Origin of the sequence: Hydrogenophaga sp. SNF1, from assembly GCF_034421675.1 — a bacterium.
GTDB lineage: Bacteria > Pseudomonadota > Gammaproteobacteria > Burkholderiales > Burkholderiaceae_C > Hydrogenophaga > Hydrogenophaga borbori.
Genome location: NZ_CP139793.1, coordinates 175240 through 194386, shown reverse-complemented (window position 1 = coordinate 194386; position 19147 = coordinate 175240). Strand labels below are relative to the sequence as shown.

General features: G+C 71.5%; 16 protein-coding genes and 1 riboswitch. Of the genes, 9 read left to right on the top strand and 7 right to left on the bottom strand.

Translation table 11 applies throughout. The features are described 5' to 3' along the window. Positions 1 to 36: 36 nt before the first annotated feature. Positions 37 to 825: an IclR family transcriptional regulator gene (locus tag SOM08_RS00945; RefSeq protein ID WP_116958965.1), complete on the bottom strand. Its 789-nt coding sequence runs from the start codon at positions 823 to 825 to the stop codon at positions 37 to 39. A gap of 121 nt (positions 826 to 946) precedes the next feature. Between SOM08_RS00945 and SOM08_RS00940 the strand changes: the two genes are divergently transcribed. Genes SOM08_RS00940 through SOM08_RS00925 form a run of 4 tightly spaced genes read left to right on the top strand, consistent with a single transcriptional unit; the run spans position 947 to position 5916 of the window. After that, positions 947 to 2368 carry an FAD-dependent oxidoreductase gene (locus SOM08_RS00940; protein ID WP_322469869.1) on the top strand — a complete coding sequence of 474 codons (1422 nt, stop codon included), beginning with the start codon at positions 947 to 949 and terminating at the stop codon, positions 2366 to 2368. A gap of 37 nt (positions 2369 to 2405) precedes the next feature. Further along, complete coding sequence (locus SOM08_RS00935; RefSeq protein ID WP_116958967.1) at positions 2406 to 3371, top strand: Bug family tripartite tricarboxylate transporter substrate binding protein; 966 nt, start codon at positions 2406 to 2408, stop codon at positions 3369 to 3371. A gap of 44 nt (positions 3372 to 3415) precedes the next feature. After that, entirely contained in the window at positions 3416 to 4429 is a 1014-nt protein-coding gene (locus tag SOM08_RS00930) for a tripartite tricarboxylate transporter substrate binding protein (RefSeq protein WP_322469868.1), read from the top strand. Further along, entirely contained in the window at positions 4429 to 5916 is a 1488-nt protein-coding gene (locus SOM08_RS00925; protein ID WP_322469867.1) for a M81 family metallopeptidase, read from the top strand. Before SOM08_RS00930 ends, SOM08_RS00925 begins: the two co-directional genes overlap by 1 nt. Before the next feature lie 29 nt (positions 5917 to 5945). On the opposite strand, the gene SOM08_RS00920 is transcribed toward SOM08_RS00925, so the two are convergent. From SOM08_RS00920 to SOM08_RS00910, 3 genes are all read right to left on the bottom strand, one after another. Continuing rightward, on the bottom strand, positions 5946 to 6182 hold the full coding sequence (locus tag SOM08_RS00920; protein ID WP_116958970.1) for a hypothetical protein: 237 nt from the start codon (positions 6180 to 6182) through the stop codon (positions 5946 to 5948). A 156-nt stretch (positions 6183 to 6338) separates the two neighbouring features. Continuing rightward, entirely contained in the window at positions 6339 to 7730 is a 1392-nt protein-coding gene (amt, locus tag SOM08_RS00915) for an ammonium transporter (RefSeq protein WP_322469866.1), read from the bottom strand. A gap of 36 nt (positions 7731 to 7766) precedes the next feature. Beyond that, entirely contained in the window at positions 7767 to 8105 is a 339-nt protein-coding gene (locus SOM08_RS00910; protein WP_070400158.1) for a P-II family nitrogen regulator, read from the bottom strand. Positions 8106 to 8393: 288 nt separating this feature from the next. On the opposite strand from SOM08_RS00910, the gene SOM08_RS00905 reads away from it, so the two are divergent. Then, positions 8394 to 9926, top strand: coding sequence for a YifB family Mg chelatase-like AAA ATPase (locus SOM08_RS00905; protein ID WP_322469865.1), 1533 nt, complete (start codon positions 8394 to 8396; stop codon positions 9924 to 9926). Continuing rightward, positions 9923 to 11482 (top strand): hypothetical protein, encoded by a 1560-nt coding sequence (locus SOM08_RS00900; protein ID WP_322469864.1) that lies wholly within the window; start codon positions 9923 to 9925, stop codon positions 11480 to 11482. The genes SOM08_RS00905 and SOM08_RS00900 overlap by 4 nt, the downstream gene beginning before the upstream one ends. Positions 11483 to 11546: 64 nt before the next feature. Here the strand turns inward: SOM08_RS00900 and metH are convergent, their stop codons facing one another. Further along, positions 11547 to 14291: a methionine synthase gene (gene metH, locus SOM08_RS00895; protein WP_116959266.1), complete on the bottom strand. Its 2745-nt coding sequence runs from the start codon at positions 14289 to 14291 to the stop codon at positions 11547 to 11549. Positions 14292 to 14322: 31 nt separating this feature from the next. Further along, positions 14323 to 14418: riboswitch (S-adenosyl-L-homocysteine riboswitch) on the bottom strand. 150 nt (positions 14419 to 14568) lie between these two features. Between metH and SOM08_RS00890 the strand changes: the two genes are divergently transcribed. Then, positions 14569 to 15615, top strand: coding sequence for a hypothetical protein (locus tag SOM08_RS00890; protein ID WP_322469863.1), 1047 nt, complete (start codon positions 14569 to 14571; stop codon positions 15613 to 15615). Between the two features lie 75 nt (positions 15616 to 15690). After that, positions 15691 to 16905 (top strand): cation:proton antiporter, encoded by a 1215-nt coding sequence (locus SOM08_RS00885; RefSeq protein WP_116958975.1) that lies wholly within the window; start codon positions 15691 to 15693, stop codon positions 16903 to 16905. On the opposite strand, the gene SOM08_RS00880 is transcribed toward SOM08_RS00885, so the two are convergent. After that, positions 16902 to 17942, bottom strand: coding sequence for an RNA methyltransferase (locus tag SOM08_RS00880; RefSeq protein WP_322469862.1), 1041 nt, complete (start codon positions 17940 to 17942; stop codon positions 16902 to 16904). The two genes, SOM08_RS00885 and SOM08_RS00880, sit on opposite strands and share 4 nt — an antisense overlap. Before the next feature lie 78 nt (positions 17943 to 18020). On the opposite strand from SOM08_RS00880, the gene SOM08_RS00875 reads away from it, so the two are divergent. After that, positions 18021 to 18893, top strand: a complete 873-nt coding sequence (locus SOM08_RS00875; protein WP_116958977.1) for a pirin family protein — start codon at positions 18021 to 18023, stop codon at positions 18891 to 18893. Here SOM08_RS00875 and SOM08_RS00870 read toward each other — a convergent pair. Then, positions 18890 to 19129: a hypothetical protein gene (locus SOM08_RS00870; RefSeq protein WP_322469861.1), complete on the bottom strand. Its 240-nt coding sequence runs from the start codon at positions 19127 to 19129 to the stop codon at positions 18890 to 18892. The genes SOM08_RS00875 and SOM08_RS00870 overlap by 4 nt on opposite strands. Between the last annotated feature and the right edge of the window lie 18 nt (positions 19130 to 19147).

The following is a 19147-nucleotide window of genomic DNA, read 5'->3' as shown; positions in this document are numbered from 1 at the left end:
GAATTTTTTGCACGCGCGGCTGCAATCCGGGCAGGGTCAGCCCGGGTAGCGCAGCGCCCCGAGTTGGGCCTCGATGGCCTCGGCCTGGCGGCGCAGCTGCGCCAGCAGGCGGGTCTGGCGCGGCATGAGGTCGGTGCCGGTAGCGGCCAGGCTCAGCGAGGCAACCGGGGCGCCACCCGGCGCGCGGATCACCACCCCGATGGCGGCGATGCCCGGGATGATGTCTTCCTGGTTGAAGCCGTAGCCCAGACGGCGCGAGCGCTGCACCATGCGGCGCACGGCGGTCTGGCGCGCCTCGCCCCGGCGCACGATGGCCTGCAGGTTGAGCGCTTCCAGGCGCGCCTGCTCCGCGCGCGGCAGCGCGATCAGCATGGCCACCCCGCCAGCCGACAGGCTCAGCGGTCGGCGCGTGCCCACGTCCACCGTGTAGGCCTTGAGCGCCTTGCGGCCGTCGAAGCGCGCGACGCAGACCGATTCGGCGCCGCTGCGCACGTTGAGGAACACGATGTCGCGCGTCTCGGCCGCGAGCCGCGCCAGTGCGGACGCGGCCAGGCGCTCGATGGCGAAGTGCGGCGCGGCGGCCACGCCCAGTTCGTAGGCCAGCGGACCGATTGCATAGCGCCGCGTGCCCGGCACGCGCACGGCCAAGCCCTCGTCGAGCAGGCAGCCCAGCATGCGGTGCACGGTGGAATGCTCCAGCGCGGCCTCCTGCGCGAGGTCGCTCAGGCGCCAGCCGGTGGCCGTGCGCATGGACAGCAGGCGCAGCAGGCCGATCGCGCGGTGAAGGCTGCGCGCGCCATCGGTGGTGGAAGGGGCTCGGGACATTTTGTCCACTATACGGAAAAACCGCGCCGATCCATGCCCACAAGACGACGGGGCCCCGGAATAATTTTTCCAGGCCCGATCACCTGAGCGGGACGCAGATGGAGCAAGGCAGACGATGACTATGAACGAAGACTTCGCCGCCGCACGGCAGGTGATGGAGAGCGACGTGGTGGTGCTGGGCGCGGGCGCGGCAGGCGTGGCGGCCGCGCTGGCGGCCGCGCGCGCCGGGGCGCGCACCACGCTGGTGGAGGCCGGCGCCCTGCCCGGGGGCGAGCTGGTCAGTGGCATGGCCATCGACGGCGCGCTGAACGCGCGCGGCGAGTGGATCCTGGGCGGCACGGGCCGCGAGCTGCTGGCCGAGTGCGAGCGGCTCGGCGGCTACATCGGCCCCCTCAACGACTGGCGGCTGATCTGGTACGTGTGCCTGGACCCGGAGGTGATGAAGCTCGCGGTGGCGCGCTGCCTGGCGCGCGCCGGGGTGCGCCTGCTGCTGCACACCTGCGCCACCGGCGTGCTGCGCGACGGCGCCACGGTGCGCGCGCTGCAGGTGCGCAACAAGGAAGGCATCACCGAGCTGCGCGCGCCGCTGTTCATCGACTGCTCGGGCGACGCCGACATCGTGCGCGCGGTCGGTGGCCAGGTGCTGCAAGGCGGCACCGACGGCGAGCTGCAACCGGTCTCGCTGATGTTCCGCATGGCCGGCGTGCGCACACAGGCGCTGCTCGATTTCCTCCACGCGCACCCGGAGCACTTCGCGCTCGGCGAGAGCGAGGCGATCCGCCAGGGCCGCACCGACCGCGAGCTGGCCGAGGCAGCGCGCCAGCAAGGCGAGCCCACGGTGTTCCTCAAGGGCGACGGCCCGCTGGTGACTGGCGCCATCGCGCGCGGCGAGCTCTACCCCACCGCGCTGATCATGATCCAGCCCACCTCGCGTCAGCGCGGCGAGGTGTGCCTGAACACCACCCGCGTCGGTGGCATCGACGGCACGCGCACGCAGGCGCTGAGCGCGACGCTGGCCACGCTGTCCGATCAGGTGCTTCAGTGCGCGTCCTTCATGCAGCGCCACGTGCCGGGCTTCGAGCAGGCCGCCTACAGCGGCATCGCCACCCGCGTGGGCGTGCGCGAGACGCGCCGCATCGTCGGCCGCCAGAGCCTGTCGCAGGACGACGTGCTGGGCGCGCGCAAGCGCGAGGACGGCATCGCCAAGGGCTCGCACCACGTGGACATCCACCAGTCGGGCACGGGGCAAATCCGCATCCCCGTTCAGGACGGCGGATCCTACGACATCCCCTGGGGCTGCCTGCTGCCCCAGGGCGTGCCCAACGTCGTGGCCGCGGGCCGCATCCTGTCGGCCGATCGCGGCGCCCACGGATCCGCGCGCGTGATGGGTCCCTGCCTGGCGATGGGCCAGGCAGCCGGCACCGCAGCGGCCATGCTGCTGGACAGCGGCCCTCGCGGCGACGCCGATTTCGCCACCATCCCCGTGCAGGCCCTGCGTGAGCGGCTGCGCGCGGACGGCGCGATCCTGGACGGGACGCACTGATCCTGGCCACCCACCCCACGGAGCACGAGGAGACACCATGCACAAGACCATTGCCGCCCTGGCGCTCGCCGCCGCCAGCCTCACCGCCGCCGCACAAGGCAGCACCGACTACCCCAACGCACCGGTGCGCATCGTGGTGCCCTTCCAGGCCGGCGGGCTCACCGACATCCTGGCGCGCGCCATCGCACAGCACGCCGCGCAGCGCCTGGGCCAGCCCTTCGTGGTGGAGAACAAGCCCGGCGCCAGCGGCAACATCGGCGCCGACGCCGTGGCCAAGAGCAAGCCCGACGGCCACACCCTGCTGATGGGCTCGATCGGTACCAACGCCGTCAACGCGCACCTGTTCTCGCGCATGCCCTACGACACGCTGAAGGACTTCGCGCCCATCAGCCTGGTGGCCAGCGGCACGCTGATGCTGGTTACCCACCCGTCGGTGCCGGTGACCGACATGCGCTCCCTGCTGGCCTACGCGCGCACCCACCCGGGCAAGCTCACCTACGCCTCGGGCGGCGCAGGAGCTTCGCAGCACCTGGCGGGCGAACTGCTCAAGACCATGGCGAAGATCGACATCGTGCACGTGCCGTACAAGGGTGTGGTGCAGGGCGTGACCGACGTGGTGGCCGGCCAGGTGGACATGACCTTCGACCTGGCCACGGTGGAGCCGCACATCCGCGCCGGCAAGCTGCGGCCCATCGCGGTGGCCAATGCGAAGCGCTCCACCGCCTTTCCCGAGGTGCCCACCATCGCCGAGGCCGGCGTGCCGGGCTACGAGGTCAGCGCCTGGTACGGCCTGTTTGCGCCAGTCGGCACGCCGCCGGCCATCGTCAAGCGCCTGCAAGGCGAGGTGGTGAGCGCGCTCAAGGACCCGGCCTTGCTGGAGCGCCTGGCCAAGCTGGGCGCCGAACCTGCCGGGAGCACACCCGAGGATCTGCAGCGCTTCGTGCGCAGCGAGTACGACAAGTGGGGCCAGGTGGTGCGCCAAGCCGGTATCCGGCTGGACTAGGCGCCACCATGGCCGTTCATGACCCCCAAGAAGGAGACCCTGGCATGCCCCAACCCCTAAACCCCCCCCTGCGCACCACACGCCGCCACTGGCTGCGCCTCATGGCCGCCGGCGGCAGCGCCCTCGGCCTCGCGGGTCTGGCCCGCGCCCAGGCGGGCTACCCGGCCCGGCCCATCCAACTGGTGGTGCCCTTCTCGGCAGGCGGCGCCACCGACGTGCTCGCGCGCCACCTCGCGCGCTCGATGGAGCAGTCCCTGCGTCAGCCCGTGGTGGTGGACAACCGCGTGGGCGCGGCCGGCGCCATCGCCGCCACCCACGTGGCGCGCGCGGCCCCGGATGGCCACACCGCGCTGTTCGGCGGCGTGGGCACCAACGCCCTGCTCGAGTACACGCAGCCCGCGCTGCCCTATAGGCCCGCGAGCGATTTCGTCGGCGCGGGCAACTTCTGCTTCGTGGACTTCGTGATGGTGGTTGCCGCCGCCAGCCCCGACCAGGACCTGGCCGGCCTGCTCGCCCGCGCGAAGCAGCGCCCCGGCGAGGTGAGCTATATGTCGGCCGGCCCGCTGGGTACGTTGCACGTGGCGCAGGAGTACCTGTGGAAGCTGGCCGGCGTGTCGCTGAACCACATCCCCTACAAGGGTGAGGCCCATGTGGTGTCCGACCTGGTCTCCGGTCGCGTGGACCTGGCGCTGATGACGCTGTCACTGGCGCGGCAGCTGGCGCAGGAAGGCAAGCTGCGCCAGCTGGCCACGCTAGCGCCCGAGCGGCTGCGCGGCGCGCCCGATCTGCCCACGGTGGCGGAGCTGGGCTTTCCCGGCTTCGCCATGCCCACCTGGAATGGCGTCTTCCTGCCACGCGGCACGCCGGCGGCCAGGGTGGGCACGCTGAACGGCGCCATCAACGCCGCCCTGCGGGACGCCGAGGTGCTGCACAAGGTAGTGGGCATGGGCATCTCGCCAAGCGCTCCCAACACGCCCGAGCAGCACGCGCGCTTCATGCAGGCCGAGCGCGAGCGTTGGCGAGCCATGGTGGAGCGCAGCGGGGTGAAGACGGGTTGATGCGCTCCGGGCCCCGCATCGCGCTCGGCGGCTTCTCGCACGAGTCCAACGCCTTCGCTTCCGCGCAGGACGTGGGACTGGCGCACTTCCTCGCGCGGCGCGACCGCCCGCCGCTGCTGCTGGGCGATGAGCTGCCCCGCGGCCTGGCCCGGGGCAGCTTTCCCACCACGGGCTTTCTGCGCGCGATCGGCGCCGACGCCCACTTGCGGCCCCTGGCCTGGGCCAGCGGTGGCGCGGGCGGCCTGGTGAGCGACGAGGCCTTCGAGCACATCGCGCAGGCCCTGCTTTCGCGCCTGCGCGCGGTCGGCGCGCTCGACGGACTCTTCCTTGAACTGCACGGCGCCATGGCAACGCCCGCCCTGGACGACCCCGAGGCCGAGCTGCTGCGTCGCGTGCGCGGCGTCGTCGGGGACCAACTGCCCATCGTGGTGACGCTGGACTACCACGCCAACCTTTCACCCGACTTCGCGCGCCTGATCGATGGCGCCGTGGTGTACCGCACCTACCCGCATGTGGACCGCGTGCAGTGCGGCGAACTCGCCGCCCGGCTGGTGCGGCGGCTTGCGGGCGGCGGTCGAGTGCCCGGCGTGGCCATCGCGCATCCGCCCTTCCTCATCCCGCTCCACGCCCAGTCCACGCTGGCCGAGCCCAGCCGAGGACTCGCTGCGATGTCGCTGGCGGACGCGGGCGACGTCGTCAGCCGCTGCTATGCCGCCGGCTTCCCGCCGGGCGACAGCCACTGGTGTGGCCCGTCGGTGATGGTGCACGCCACCCACCAGGCGGCGGCCGACGCCGCCTGCGAGGCCCTGCACCGCCAGGTGCTCGACGCCCGAGCCGCCTTCGACGCCCGGCTGTTGCCCTGCGACACCGCCGTGCGCCTGGCCTTGCGACAGGCGCAGGCGCCGGGACGCGGCCCCGTGGTGCTGGCCGACGTGCAGGACAACCCCGGCGCGGGCGGCAGCGCCGCCTGCACGGGCGTGCTCGCCGAGCTGGTGCGCCAGCAGGCCCCCGACGCGCTGCTGGGCATCCTGTGCGACCCCGAGGCCGCGGCCGCCGCGCACGCCGCTGGCGAGGGCGCCTGCCTCGGCCTGGCGCTGGGGGGCACCCACGGGGTACCGGATCAGCCGGCGTTCGTGGGACGCTTCACCGTTGAGCGCCTGGGCGACGGGCGCTTCACCACCACCGGCCAGGTGGCCGGCGGCAACGCCACCGAGCTCGGCCCGATGGCACTGCTGCGCCTCGGTGGCGCGCGCGTGGTGGTCAGCTCCGTGCGCATGCAGGCTTTCGACCCCGCGCCCTTTCACCACCTGGGCGCCGACCCGGCCGCCGCCGCGCTGTTGGCGCTCAAGAGCACCTGCCACTTCCGCGCCGACTTCGGCTCGATGGCGCGCGAGATCCTGCTGGTGGAGGCGCCCGGCGACGCCGTGGCCAACCCGGCGCGCTATCCCTATCGGCGCCTGCGCGCGGGTGTGCACCGCACCCCATAACACGCTGGCCAGGCGTTCAGCTCACCGCTTCAGCGCGAGGTGAATCCCAGGCAGGCGCCAGCGTTGGGACGGCCCTTGCACTCGCGCTTGAGGCGCCGCTCGCGTGCGGCCGGGCTCTCTTCGGAGGGCGCCTTGTGGAACGTGACCTTGCCCGGCGCGCGCCGCGCCGGTGGATCGTCGGCCTTGGCCGCGACGGCCTGACCAGCCACCAGCAGCAGCGCCGCCACTGCCACCGCCACACCACCCCGCCTCTTCATCCAGCCCATGCGCGCGTTCCTTGTTTGATTCGGGCGGCGATGCTAGGGCCTGCTTGCGCCCCCTGCTCCCCGGGGTACGGACCAAAAAAAGCCCGAGGACCTGTCGGGCCTCGGGCCAGAGCCGGAAAGCACCCCGTCTTCGGACGGGGCGCCCCCTGGAGTCAATCAGCGGTGGTAGGCCGTCTCGCCGTGCGAGGTGATGTCCAGGCCCTCGCGCTCGGCCTCTTCCGAGGGACGCAGGCCCATGGTGAGGTCGGCGATCTTGTACGCGATGAAGGCCACGACGCCCGACCAGGCCACGGTCACGAGCACGCTCTTGACCTGCACCCAGACCTGGTGACCCATGGCGAAATCCTCGGCGCCGGTGCCGCCCAGGCCCGGCGCGGCGAACACGCCGGTCAGGATGGCGCCGACGATGCCGCCCACGCCGTGCACGCCGAACACGTCGAACGCGTCGTCCGCGCCCAGCATCTTCTTCAGACCGCTGACGCCCCAGACGCAGACGAAGCCGGCCACGATGCCCAGGACGATGGAGCCCATGGGGCCGACGAAGCCCGCGGCCGGCGTCACGGCCACCAGGCCGGCGACGGCGCCGGACGCGGCGCCCAGCATGGAGGCTTTGCCCTTGAGCAGGGACTCGGCCAGGCACCAGGCCAGGGTGGCGGCGGCCGTGGCCAGCACGGTGTTGATGAAGGCCAGGCCGGCCACGCCGTTGGCGGCGCCGGCCGAGCCGGCGTTGAAGCCGAACCAGCCCACCCACAGCAGCGAGGCGCCCACCATGGTCAGCGTCAGCGAGTGCGGCGTCAGCGCTTCCTTGCCGTAGCCGATGCGCTTGCCCACCACATAGGCGCCCACCAGGCCAGCGACACCGGCGTTGATGTGCACCACGGTGCCGCCCGCGAAGTCGAGCGCGCCGTCGGCCGCCAGCAGGCCGCCGCCCCAGACCATGTGGGCCATGGGGATGTACGAGAAGGTGAACCACAGGGCCGAGAACAGCAGCACGGCGCCGAACTTCACGCGCTCGGCGAAGGAGCCCACGATCAGCGCCACGGTGATGGCGGCGAAAGTGCCCTGGAAGGCGATGAACACGTACTCGGGGATGGTCGCCAGCGCCGACGACATGGTGTCGGCCTTGGTGCCGGCAAGGAACAGCTTGTCGAAGGAGCCGAAGAAGGTGCCCGCACCGCCGAAGGTGAGCGAGAAGCCGTAGATGGCCCACAGCAGGGAGATGAGCGAGAAGATCACCATCACCTGCATGAGCACCGACAGCATGTTCTTCGAGCGCGCCAGGCCGCCATAGAACAGGGCCAGGCCGGGGATGGTCATCAGGATGACGAGCAGCGTGGACGTGAGCATCCACGCGGTGTCGCCGCTGTCGAGTTTGGGCGCTTCAGCGGCGGCGGGGGCGGCCGGCGCGGCAGCGGCGGGCGCTTCGGCGGCGGGGGCCGCGGGAGCGGCAGCGGCCGGTGGGGCCTCGGTGGTCGATTGCGCGATGGCTGCGCCACCGCCGATCGCCAGGCCCAGGCCCAGCAACAGGGAAGCCAGGAGTTTCTTCATTTGGATGGACTCGGTTGGGTTCAGGGGATGGCTGGGTCAGATCGCCTCGTTGCCGGTCTCGCCGGTGCGGATGCGGACCACTTGCTCGAGCGGCGAGACGAAGATCTTTCCGTCGCCGATCTTTCCGGTGCGCGCGGCGCCTTCGATGGCCTCGATGACGCGCTCGACCAGGTCGTCCGCGACGGCCGCTTCGATCTTGACCTTGGGCAGGAAGTCGACCACGTACTCCGCGCCGCGGTAGAGCTCGGTGTGCCCCTTCTGCCGGCCGAAGCCCTTGACCTCGGTGACGGTGATGCCCTGCACGCCCACGCCGGAGAGCGCCTCGCGCACCTCGTCCAGCTTGAACGGCTTGATGACGGCTGAAACCATTTTCACGACGATCCCTCCAGGGGTTGGTTGATCTGGTGTCAGCCTTAGCAGCTTGTGTGCCAACCCGGAGCGCCCGGGTGCCCGCCCCCAGGGGCGGTCGGCACCAGGATGAGGCCCCGCCCGCGCCGCGGCACCCCCGGGGGGCCGGGACGCACCATCAAGGTGCCTGGTGCGCCGAATCGGGGACGGGCCGGCGCCCCGACACCCCCACCCGTGTCGCGCCAGCGGCGCCCGCAGAATCGGCCGCCCCGTGGTCGCCGCCGGCGGCCGCGCACCTGAACAGGGAGAACACCCATGGCGCTGGCGCATGTGCACAGCCGCGCGCTGCAGGGGCTGGCCGCCCGGCCCGTGAGCGTGGAAGTCCACCTGGCCAACGGCCTGCCCAGCTTCACGCTGGTGGGCCTGGCCGACACCGAGGTGAAGGAAGCGCGCGAGCGGGTGCGCGCGGCCATCGCCAACAGCGGCCTGGAGTTCCCGCACAGCCAGCGCATCACCGTGAACCTGGCGCCGGCCGACCTGCCCAAGGACTCGGGGCGTTTCGACCTGCCGATCGCGCTGGGCATCCTGGCCGCCAGCGGGCAGATCGAGGCCGAACCCCTGGCGCGCGGCGTGTACGCGGGCGAGCTGTCCCTGGGCGGCGAACTGCGCCCGGTGCGCGGCGCGCTGGCCATGGCGCTGGCCCTCGCGCAGGACGCGGCCCCCCGCACCCTGGTGCTGCCACCGGGCAGCGCCGAAGAGGCCGCCCTGGTGCCCGGCGCCCATGTGGTGCGCGCGCGCCACCTCATCGACGTGGTGGCGCGCCTGCGCCGCGAGCAGCCGGCCCCGCCGGACGACGCGGGCTGGGCGCGGCTGGAGCCGCGCGACGGCGCCCCGGCGCCGCCCGGGGGACCCGACCTTGCCGACGTGAAAGGCCAGGTGGCCGCGCGCCGCGCGCTGGAGATCGCGGCCGCCGGCGGCCACAGCCGGTTGCTGGTGGGGCCGCCGGGCGCCGGCAAGTCCATGCTGGCGCAGCGCCTGGGCGGGCTGCTGCCGCCCATGGCCACCGACGAGGCCCTGCAGGCCGCGGCCGTGGCCTCGCTGGCCGGGCGCTTCGATCCCGCGCGCTGGGGCGAACGGCCCTTCTGCGCGCCGCACCACAGCGCCTCCGCCGTGGCGCTGGTGGGCGGGGGCTCGCCGCCGCGGCCGGGCGAGATCTCGCTCGCCCACCAGGGCGTGCTGTTCCTCGACGAGCTGCCCGAGTTCGCGCGCCACGCGCTGGAGGCGCTGCGCGAGCCGCTGGAGACCGGCCGCATCCGCGTCTCGCGCGCGGCGCAGCAGGCCGAATTCCCCGCGCGTTTCCAGCTCGTGGCCGCCATGAACCCCTGCCCCTGCGGCTACCGCGGCCACCCGGTGCGGGCCTGCCGCTGCACGCCCGAGCAAGTGCAACGCTACCAGGGCCGGCTCAGCGGCCCGCTGCTCGACCGCATCGACCTGCAGGTGGAGGTGCCCGCGCTGCCCAGCGAGCAGCTGCTGCAGGGCCCGCCCGGCGAGGGCAGCGCCGGGGTGCGCTCGCGCGTGGTGGCCGCCCGCGAGCGCGCGCTGCGGCGCCAGGGCCTGCCCAACCGCGCGCTCGCGGGCGGCGCGCTCGAGGAGCACGCGCGCGCCGAGCCGGCGGCGCTGAAGTTCCTGCACGCGGCGGCCGTGCGCCTGGCCTGGAGCGGGCGCGGCACGCACCGCGCGCTGCGCGTGGCGCGCACCATCGCCGACCTGGCCGGGCACGAGCGCGTGGTTGCGGCCGACGTGGCGGAGGCGGTGCAGTACCGGCGCGTGCTGGAGGCGTTCGCGTGAAGCGCGTCGGGGGCTTTTCCAGCCCCGTCACGACAGTGCCGCGGCGCAACGGCACCGCGCCCACCCCAAGGCCGGCGCTGCTGAACGAGGTGCACGCCTGCATCGGCCACCTCGGCTGCCACATGGCCTACACGGCGCTCCAGCTGCGGGACTGCAGCAGCACCGCGGACCTGGTGGAGGTGTTTTTCGACGCGCAAGCCCACGCCAGCCCCGACTGCGCGGGCCAGTACAGCCTGCTGGTGTTCCTGGACAAGCTGCCCCTGCACGCACGCCCCGCGTTCGCCGTGCTGATGCTGGCGGCCCTGCCCGCGCCATGCAGAAGCAACGGCCTCGCCGAGCACCTGGACCAGCTGCTCGAACACCTGCCCACCAGCGCCGACTGCCCGGCCGAGATGAAGCCCCACCTGGACCGCTGTGTGAAGCGGTTCCTCGCCCGGTTCAATGGCTGCTTCAAGGCGTACGAACGGCGACCGGGGGCCAGGGACGCGCTCAGCGCGATCAAGCACCACGTCGAGCGGCACCTGGCGCCAGCGAACCCCGCGCTCACCGGCTACGTCAACGCGACCCAGCCCGCGCTGGCCGACTTCCCGTACGTCGTCGGCGCGGCCCGGCACATCGTGAGCTGCAAGCCCATTCCCCTGAGCGCCAGGCTGTGGACCGCCCTGTCCCACCTGTCCTGCGGCAGCCACGGCGCCGCGCCGCTGCGACTGTGGCTGGCGACGTTCTCGAACACGGGCGACATGGACGCCCTGCTGAGCTGGCTCTGGGGCATCCACCCCGGGGCCGCGCTGGGTCTGCGGCGCCTGTTGGCGCCGGCGAGCGACCCTCTGGCGCCCAGCGCGCCAGCCACCGCGCCCGACGTCGTCTCCGCGCCGCTGATGCACGCCACCGCCGCCGCCCGCTACCTGCTCGCCCTGGCCGACGCCCATCCTTTGGCCCTGTCGTCCGCCGATCCGCTGCTGGACCCGCCGACGGTGATGCGGGCCCTGAGCGCCTTCGCGGCCTGCGGGGCCGAGCGGGACGTCGTGGCCTTCCTTCGGCACAGCACCCCGCGCCAGCTGCTGGGCGTGCTGGAATGCCTGGGCCGGCTCTACCCGCCCGCCGCCAAGGCCTTCGCCTTTGTCGCGGCCAAGGCCATCCTCGGCGCGCGGACCCGGGCGGTGGCCCCGGGGCTGAAGGCCATTGTGGTGGCCCACTGGCCGGCGGCCGCGCGGTGGGACTGGGGTGCCCCCCGCGACACCCCACAGACCACCCCCTATGCCGAGCAGGAGCTGGCCGACCTCGCCCGCGACCTTCAGGCCATGGCGCTGCCCGAGCCGGTGTTCCACGCCATCAAGCGGCTGTCCGGGTGTCCCTTGGGCGCCCATGAAACGGCCGGCCTCGCGGCCATCCACGACATGCCCGACCCCATCCTGGGAGGGGTGCTCGACGCCTTGTCGCTGAGCGGGAACGACGAGGCCGTCCGGCGCCTGGCCGGCCTGGCGCTGCTGGCGCGAAACCGCTCGCCAGAGGTCCTGGACTGGCTGCGCGGTCTCGCCGGGCATGGCACCGGCTGAGCCTGAGCGCGCCTGGCGCGGCCAAAACGCGCGCACGGGGGCGCGGCGGCCCGCGCGCCGGGGGTCAGAGATTGGGCGCCAGCCAGCGCTGCAGGTCCGCGCGCGCCACGGCGCTGCGCTGGGCCAGGTCGTCCAGCTGGTCCTCGCCGATGCGCCCGACGTTGAAGTAGGTGCTCTGCGGGTGGCTCAGGTAGAAGCCGCTCACGCTGGCCGCCGGCGACATGGCCAGGCTCTCGGTCAGGCCCATGCCGATCTCCTCGGCCTGCAACAGCTCGAACAGGCCGCGCTTGACGGTGTGGTCCGGGCAGGCCGGGTAACCCGGCGCGGGGCGGATGCCCTGGTACTTTTCCTTGATGAGCTCCTCGTTGCTCAGCGCCTCGGTCGGCGCGTAGCCCCACAGGTCGGTGCGCACGCGGTGGTGCATCTGCTCGGCCAGGGCCTCGGCCAGACGGTCGGCCAGGGCTTTGAACATGATGGCCGAGTAGTCGTCGAGGTCGTCGAGGAACTGCTTCTCTTTCTTCTCCACGCCCAGGCCCGCCGTCACCGCGAACACGCCCACGTAGTCCGGGGCCACGCCCTGGGGCGCCACGAAGTCGGCCAGGCAGCGGCTGGGGCGCATCACGCCGTCGATCTCCTGCTTCTCGGTCTGCTGGCGCAGGCCGTGCCACACCAGCACCGGGCGCTCGCGCGACTCGTCGGCGTACAGCGCGATGTCGTCCTGGTTCACGCAGTTGGCCGGGTACAGGCCGATGACCGCGCTGGCCGTGAGCCAGCGGCCGTCGATGATGCGCTGGAGCATGCGCTTGCCGTCGCTGAAGACGCGGCGCGCCTCTTCGCCCACCACCTCGTCCTTGAGGATCTCGGGGAAGGGACCGGCCAGGTCCCAGGTCTGGAAGAAGGGACCCCAGTCGATGTACCTCGCGAGCTCGGCCAGGTCCACGTTCTTGAACACGCGCCGGCCAATGAACTTGGGCACGGGCGGGGTGTAGCCGCTCCACTCGATGGGCGTGCGGTTGGCGCGCGCCTTGTCCAGCGGCCACAGCGGCACCTGCTTCTTGTTGGCGTGCTGGTGGCGCACGCGCTCATAGTCGGCGTTGACCTCGGCGATATAGGCCGTGGCCTGGTCCGACAGCAGGCCCTGGGCCACGCTCACGCTGCGCGAGGCATCGGGCACGTAGACCACCGGGCCTTCGTAGTGCGGCGCGATCTTCACCGCCGTGTGCACGCGGCTGGTGGTGGCGCCGCCGATCAGCAGCGGGATCTTCTTGATGCGGAAGTGCTCGTCCTTCTGCATCTCGCTGGCCACGTACTGCATCTCTTCCAGGCTCGGCGTGATCAGGCCCGACAGGCCCACGATGTCCGCGCCCTCGACCTTGGCCTTGGCCAGGATCTCGTGGCACGGGACCATCACGCCCATGTTCACCACCTCGAAGTTGTTGCACTGGAGCACGACGGTGACGATGTTCTTGCCGATGTCGTGCACGTCGCCCTTGACGGTGGCGATGACGATCTTGCCCTTGGATCGCACGTCGCCGCCGGCCGCTTCCAGGCGCTTCTTCTCTTCCTCGATGTAGGGCAGCAGGTGGGCCACGGCCTGCTTCATCACGCGCGCGCTCTTGACCACCTGGGGCAGGAACATCTTGCCCTGGCCGAACAGGTCGCCCACCACGTTCATGCCGTCCATGAGCGGGCCTTCGATCACGTTGAGCGGGCGCCCGCCGCCGGCCTCGATCTCGCGCCACATGGCCTCGGTGTCTTCGGTGATGAAGTCGTTGATGCCGCGCACCAGCGCGTGCGACAGGCGCTCGCGCAGCGGCAGTTCGCGCCAGGCGTTCTTCTGGGAATCGTCCTTGGCCGCGCCCTTGGCGCTCTCGGCGATCTCGAGCAGGCGCTCGGCGGCGTCCGGGCGGCGGTTCAGCACCACGTCCTCCACGCGCTCGCGCAGCGTGGGTTCCAGCTCGTCGTACACGCCGACCATGCCGGCGTTGACGATGCCCATGTCCATGCCGGCCTGAATGGCGTGGTACAGGAAGACGGTGTGGATGGCCTCGCGCACCGGGTCGTTGCCGCGGAAGCTGAAGCTCACGTTGGACACGCCGCCCGAGACCTTGGCGCCCGGCAGGTGCTGCTTGATCCAGCGCGTGGCGTTGATGAAGTCCACCGCGTAGTTGTTGTGCTCCTCGATGCCGGTGGCGATGGCGAAGATGTTGGGGTCGAAGACGATGTCCTCGGGCGGGAAGCCCACCTCGTCCACCAGGATGCGGTAGGCACGCTCGCAGATCTCGATCTTGCGCTCGTAGGTGTCGGCCTGGCCTTTCTCGTCGAAGGCCATCACCACGGTGGCGGCGCCGTAGCGCTTGATGAGCCGCGCCTGGCGCTTGAACTCCTCCACGCCCTCTTTCATGCTGATGGAGTTGACGACGCCCTTGCCCTGCAGGCAGCGCAGGCCGGCCTCGATGACGCTCCACTTGGAGCTGTCCACCATCACCGGCACGCGCGCGATGTCGGGCTCGCCGGCCATGAGGTTGAGGAAGCGCACCATGGCGGCCTCGCTGTCGAGCATGGCCTCGTCCATGTTCACGTCGACGATCTGCGCGCCGTTCTCCACCTGCTGGCGCGCCACGGCCAGCGCGTCCTCGAAGCGGCCTTCAAGAATCATGCGCGCGAAGGCCTTGGAGCCGGTGACGTTGGTGCGCTCGCCGACGTTGACGAACAGGCTGCCTTCGCCGATGGCGAGCGGCTCCAGGCCCGACAGCAGCATCGGGCGAACGGCGGGGGAAGCGGGGGCGGGGGAGGTCTCGGAGGACATGCGGCTCACCAGGGTTGTTTGCGAAAAACCGAGCTGGTGAGCGTCGTTGGGGCCGGTCCAGCCCACTCAAGCCTGACGGTCCCGGCCCGGGGGGCCTGGGCTGACCGCTGCAACGCTCCTTGAGAGAGGGGGGATTTTAGCGACAGGCGTCGAAACCCCTCGTCCGTTCGGCCTGAACAACCATTTGGCTGGCGCCACGGCTTTCTCAGGCGTTACTGAACGCGCGTCCAGGCCACCTGCTATGGCCATCTGCCCCTCATGTCCCTCCGCAACGCCCATGATTCCTCGATCGACCCCCCGCCCCGGCAAAACACAGGCGCTTCTTTCAGATTCAGCGGATAAGGCTGAGATCTTTGACCTGAGACAGCTGTATGCGTATGGCAAGTCGGTGAACAGGGGATGGCGGATGGGGCCGACCGTTCTGCTCATCAAGGACAAGATCGAGCCCAATGGCGAGCGCACGCAATGCCTCTCCGTCAACGTCCAGAATGCGAATGGCACTACCACCAGCTCCTCGCTGGCCACGGAGCGGCTTGTGCGGACCCTCGCGCGCCGCTTCACTGCGGATCAGCACCATCCGTTGGAGGTGAAGGAGGCCCTGAACTCGATTTTTTGCCGCTTGGCCACGAGCAATCAGGTGGTGCTGGACAGAGCGTTCCTGAAGGACCTCAAGGTGCTGATATATCCGCCCCTCGATCTTGCCCCGACAAGCAGAGTCATCCTTCGCGAGCTGCGCCACTCCGCTGCTGCGGACCAGATCGCGGCAGACGCGGACGTCCAGACCATTGCCGAAGTCATTCGATCGCTGGACTCCCTGGGGCAGCAACGGTTTAGGTACCAGCTGGAGATACGCCCGAACCTTGGCGCCGCTGCCAAGCAGCTGCTGGCGGCGCTGCACCCCAAAGCGCAGACGGCAACTTTCAAGGCCTCAGCAAAGCAACAGCGGGACGACGTGTCCGAGTCTTTGGAGCGACCGCAGGAACCGGAATGGACGCTCGGGATGCTGCCCTACCACAGCAAAGAAAGCGCCGCCTCGATGCACTTCATTGAGGTGCCCGACCAGCCAGTCAAGACACCCCCAGCCTCGGCGCCGCTGGGCCAGTCTTTCATCAAGCGCTTCGGGGCCCAGATCCAAGTGCCCGCCATTGAGCGCTGGGTGACTGTCGCCCCCCATACCACCGTCAAGGCACTGGCTGCGGCCATCGAATGGTTGCCCGACGACCAACTGGCCAGGTTCAAAAGCGACCTGCAACTGGCCGCAGGAGGCTCTTACACGGACGAGGTCAGCGTCACGGCCCGTCAGCTGCTGGAGGAAATGGGCTGAGCCGCCGGTACCCCCGGGGCGCCGCGCCGACCCGCGCGGGCACACTGAGGCCACCTCGATGGCGCGGAGCCCGGCATGACCCCTTCCGAGATCTTTCTGGTCGCGATGCTGATCGTCTTCAGCGTCCCCTACCTGGTCTGGCGGCTCGGCCGCACCGACTACCTCGCGCCCCTGGTGGTGGTACAGATCCTCACCGGCATCGCGCTCGGGCCGGGCGTGCTGGGCGCGGCCTTTCCCGAGTACCACCGCTTCGTTTTCAGCCCGCCGGTGACGCAGGCGCTGTCGGGCGTGGCGCAATGGGCCGTGATGCTGTTCGTCTGCATCGCCGGCATCGAGCTGGACCTGCGCCAGGCCTGGGCGAAGCGGCGTGAGAGCGGCATCACCGCCGGCCTGGCCTTGGGCGTGCCGCTGCTGCTGGGCGCGGCGGCGGGCGCGGTGTTGCTGGCCTGGCCCGACTGGGCCGGCCCCCGGGCCAAGGACTGGCAGTTCCTGCTGGGCATCGGCATGTCCTGCGCCGTCACCGCGCTGCCCATCCTGATCCTGCTGATGGAAAAACTGGGCATCCTGCGCCAGCCGCTGGGCCAGCGCCTGCTGCGCTACGCCAGCCTGGACGACCTGGCCATCTGGGGCGTGCTGGCCGTGATCCTCATGGAATGGGACCGCATGGGCCGCCAGCTGGGTTTCCTGCTCGCCTTCGGCTTGCTCACCCTGTTGTTCCGCCGGCTCATGCGCGCCTTGCCCGAACAAGACCGCTGGACCGCGGCCCTGGTGTGGCTGCTGGCCTGCGGCCTGGGCGCCGATTGGGCAGGCCTGCACTACATGGTGGGCGCGTTCCTCGCGGGCGCGGTGATCGACGCCCACTGGTTCGACCAGGACCGCCTGGACCAGCTGCGCCACCACGTGCTGCTGGTGCTCATGCCGGTGTTCTTCCTCAGCACGGGGTTGCGCACCAAGTGGGCCGTCGGGGGCGCGGCGGTGCTCGCCGCCGCCGCCCTGCTGCTGCTGGTGTCGGTGGCGGGCAAGCTGCTGGCCATGCGCCTGGCCGGCCGCTGGCTGGGCTGGCCGCGCGAGGAAGCGCGCCTGATCGGCTGGCTGCTGCAGACCAAGGCGCTGATCATGATCGTCTTCGCCAACGTGCTGTTGGACAAGGCCCTCATCACCGACGCCACCTTCACCGCGCTGCTGCTGATGGCGGTGGCCAGCACCATGCTGACCATTCCCATGGTGGCGCCGATGCTGGCACGGCGCGCCGCCGAAACCGGTGCCGACGCGGATGTCGGCAGGGCCTAGGCGGCGGCCCGCCGCCGCAGCGCCACCACGCGCTCGCCCGTGTCCAGCGAGCGCGCCCGCAGCTGCCCGCAACCCGCGTCCACGTCCTGCCCCGCCGAGTGGCGCAGCTTGGTCAGGATGCCCTGGCGGTGCAGGCGGCGCGCGATGTCGGCCGCCTTCTCCCAGGCCGGGCGCTGGAACGGCAGACCGTCGACGGCGTTGTAGGGAATGAGGTTGAGCACGCCGTAGCGGCCACCGAGCAGGCGCACGATGCCCTCGATTTCATCGTCGCCGTCGTTCACGCCGTCCAGCAGGGTCCACTGGTATTGCACCGGATAGCCGGTGGCGCGCGCGTAGGCCTCGGCACGCTCCACCAGCTCGGTGGGCGTGAGGCGCGGCGCGCGCGGCAGCAGTTGCTCGCGCAGATCAGGCTTGGTGGTGTGCAGCGACAACGCCAGCGCGGGTTTGACCGCGCCGCGCGGCAGCGCCTCGAAGGCGCGCTCGTCGCCCACGGTGGAGAACACCAGGTTCTTGTGACCGATGCCGCCCACCGTGCCCAGCAGCTCGATGGCCTCGAGCACCGCGTCCAGGTTGTGCGCGGGCTCGCCCATGCCCATGAAAACCACCTTGTTCACCGGCCGGCCGGCGCGCGCCAGCGCCACCTGGGCCAGGATCTCGGCGCTGCCGAGCTGGCGCAGCAGGCCGCCGGTGCCGGTCATGCAGAAGGCGCAGCCCACCGCGCAGCCCACCTGGGTGGACACGCACAGGCCGCCGCGCGGCAGGCGCACGCTCTCGACGGTCTGGCCGTCGCGCAGGGCCACCAGCAGGCGGGCCGAGCCGTCCTCGCCCGGGTGCTCGGCGCGCAGGCGGGCGAGGCCGGCGAGTTCCTCGCGCAGCGCCGGCAGGGCCTCGAACAGGGCCTTGGGGAAATGGTGCTCGGGCTTGCGCCGGCCGGCGTCGGCCGGCAGGGCGTGCAGCCAGTGGCGCAGCACGCGCTGCGCATGCAGCGGCCCGGCCCCGAGGGCGGTGAGGCGTTGGCGCAGTTCGCTCAGTTGCATGGGGCGGGCATTGTCGCGCACAGCCCCGGGGCATCCGCTCCCGGTCGACAATGGCCGGCCACGACCAAGGAGACCCCGATGCTGGAAATGGTGATCGACGCGCGCGCCGCCGACCTGGGCCACGGCCTGACGGTGCGGCGCGTGCTGCCCTACGCGAAGCGCCGCATGGTCGGCCCCTTCATCTTTGTGGACCACGCCGGCCCCGTGACGCTGGCGGCCGAGGACACGCGTGACGCCGACGTGCGACCGCACCCGCACATCGGCCTGTCCACCGTGAGCTACCTGCTCAGCGGACAGATCAAGCACCGGGACAGCCTGGGCGTGGTGCAGGACATCGTGCCCGGCGACGTGAACTGGATGACCGCCGGCCGCGGCATCTCGCACAGCGAGCGCTTCACCCACCCCGAGTCCTTCGCGGGCGGCGGGCTGGAGCTGATGCAGCTCTGGGTAGCGCTGCCCGAGCGCGACGAAGAAACCGAGCCTGCCTTCACCCACTACCCGGCCAGCGATCTGCCGGTGCGCGAACGGGACGGCGTGTGGATGCGCCTGATCGCGGGCGAGGCCTATGGCCTGAAGAGCCCCGTGCGCACGCACTCGCCGCTGTTCTACCTGCACACCGAATGGCAGGCCGGCGCCAGCCTGGCCCTGCCCGGCGGCCACCGCGAGCAGGCGGTGTACGTGGCGCGCGGCGACATCGAGTACGCGGGCGAGGTCTACCGCCCCGGGCAGCTGCTGGTGTTCGGCGACGACGCCGACGCGCTCATCACCGCGCGCGTGCCGAGCACGCTGATGGTCTTCGGCGGCGAGCCATTGGGCGAGCGGCATGTCTGGTGGAACTTCGTGTCTTCACGCAAGGAGCGCATCGAGCAGGCCAAGGCGGACTGGGCCGCCGGGCGCATCCCGCTGCCGCCAGGCGATGACCAGGAGTGGATTCCGCTGCCCAAGGCCTAGGACCAGGACGGATCACCCGCCTGGCGGCGCTGCACCCGCGCCGCGCCCCACACCACGCGCAGTGACCGGCCCTCGCGCGCCAGACTGTCGGCCACCTGGCCGATCACGTGGCGGCGGCGCATGCCGTCGCCGGGCACGTCGAGCTCCCAGAGCTTGAGCGAACCGTCGGGCTGTTCTTCCACCAGGATGGAGAAGCGGCCGCAAGGGTCGCGGTATTTGAGGGTGCGGCAGTACATGTCGGCTCGGCAGCAACG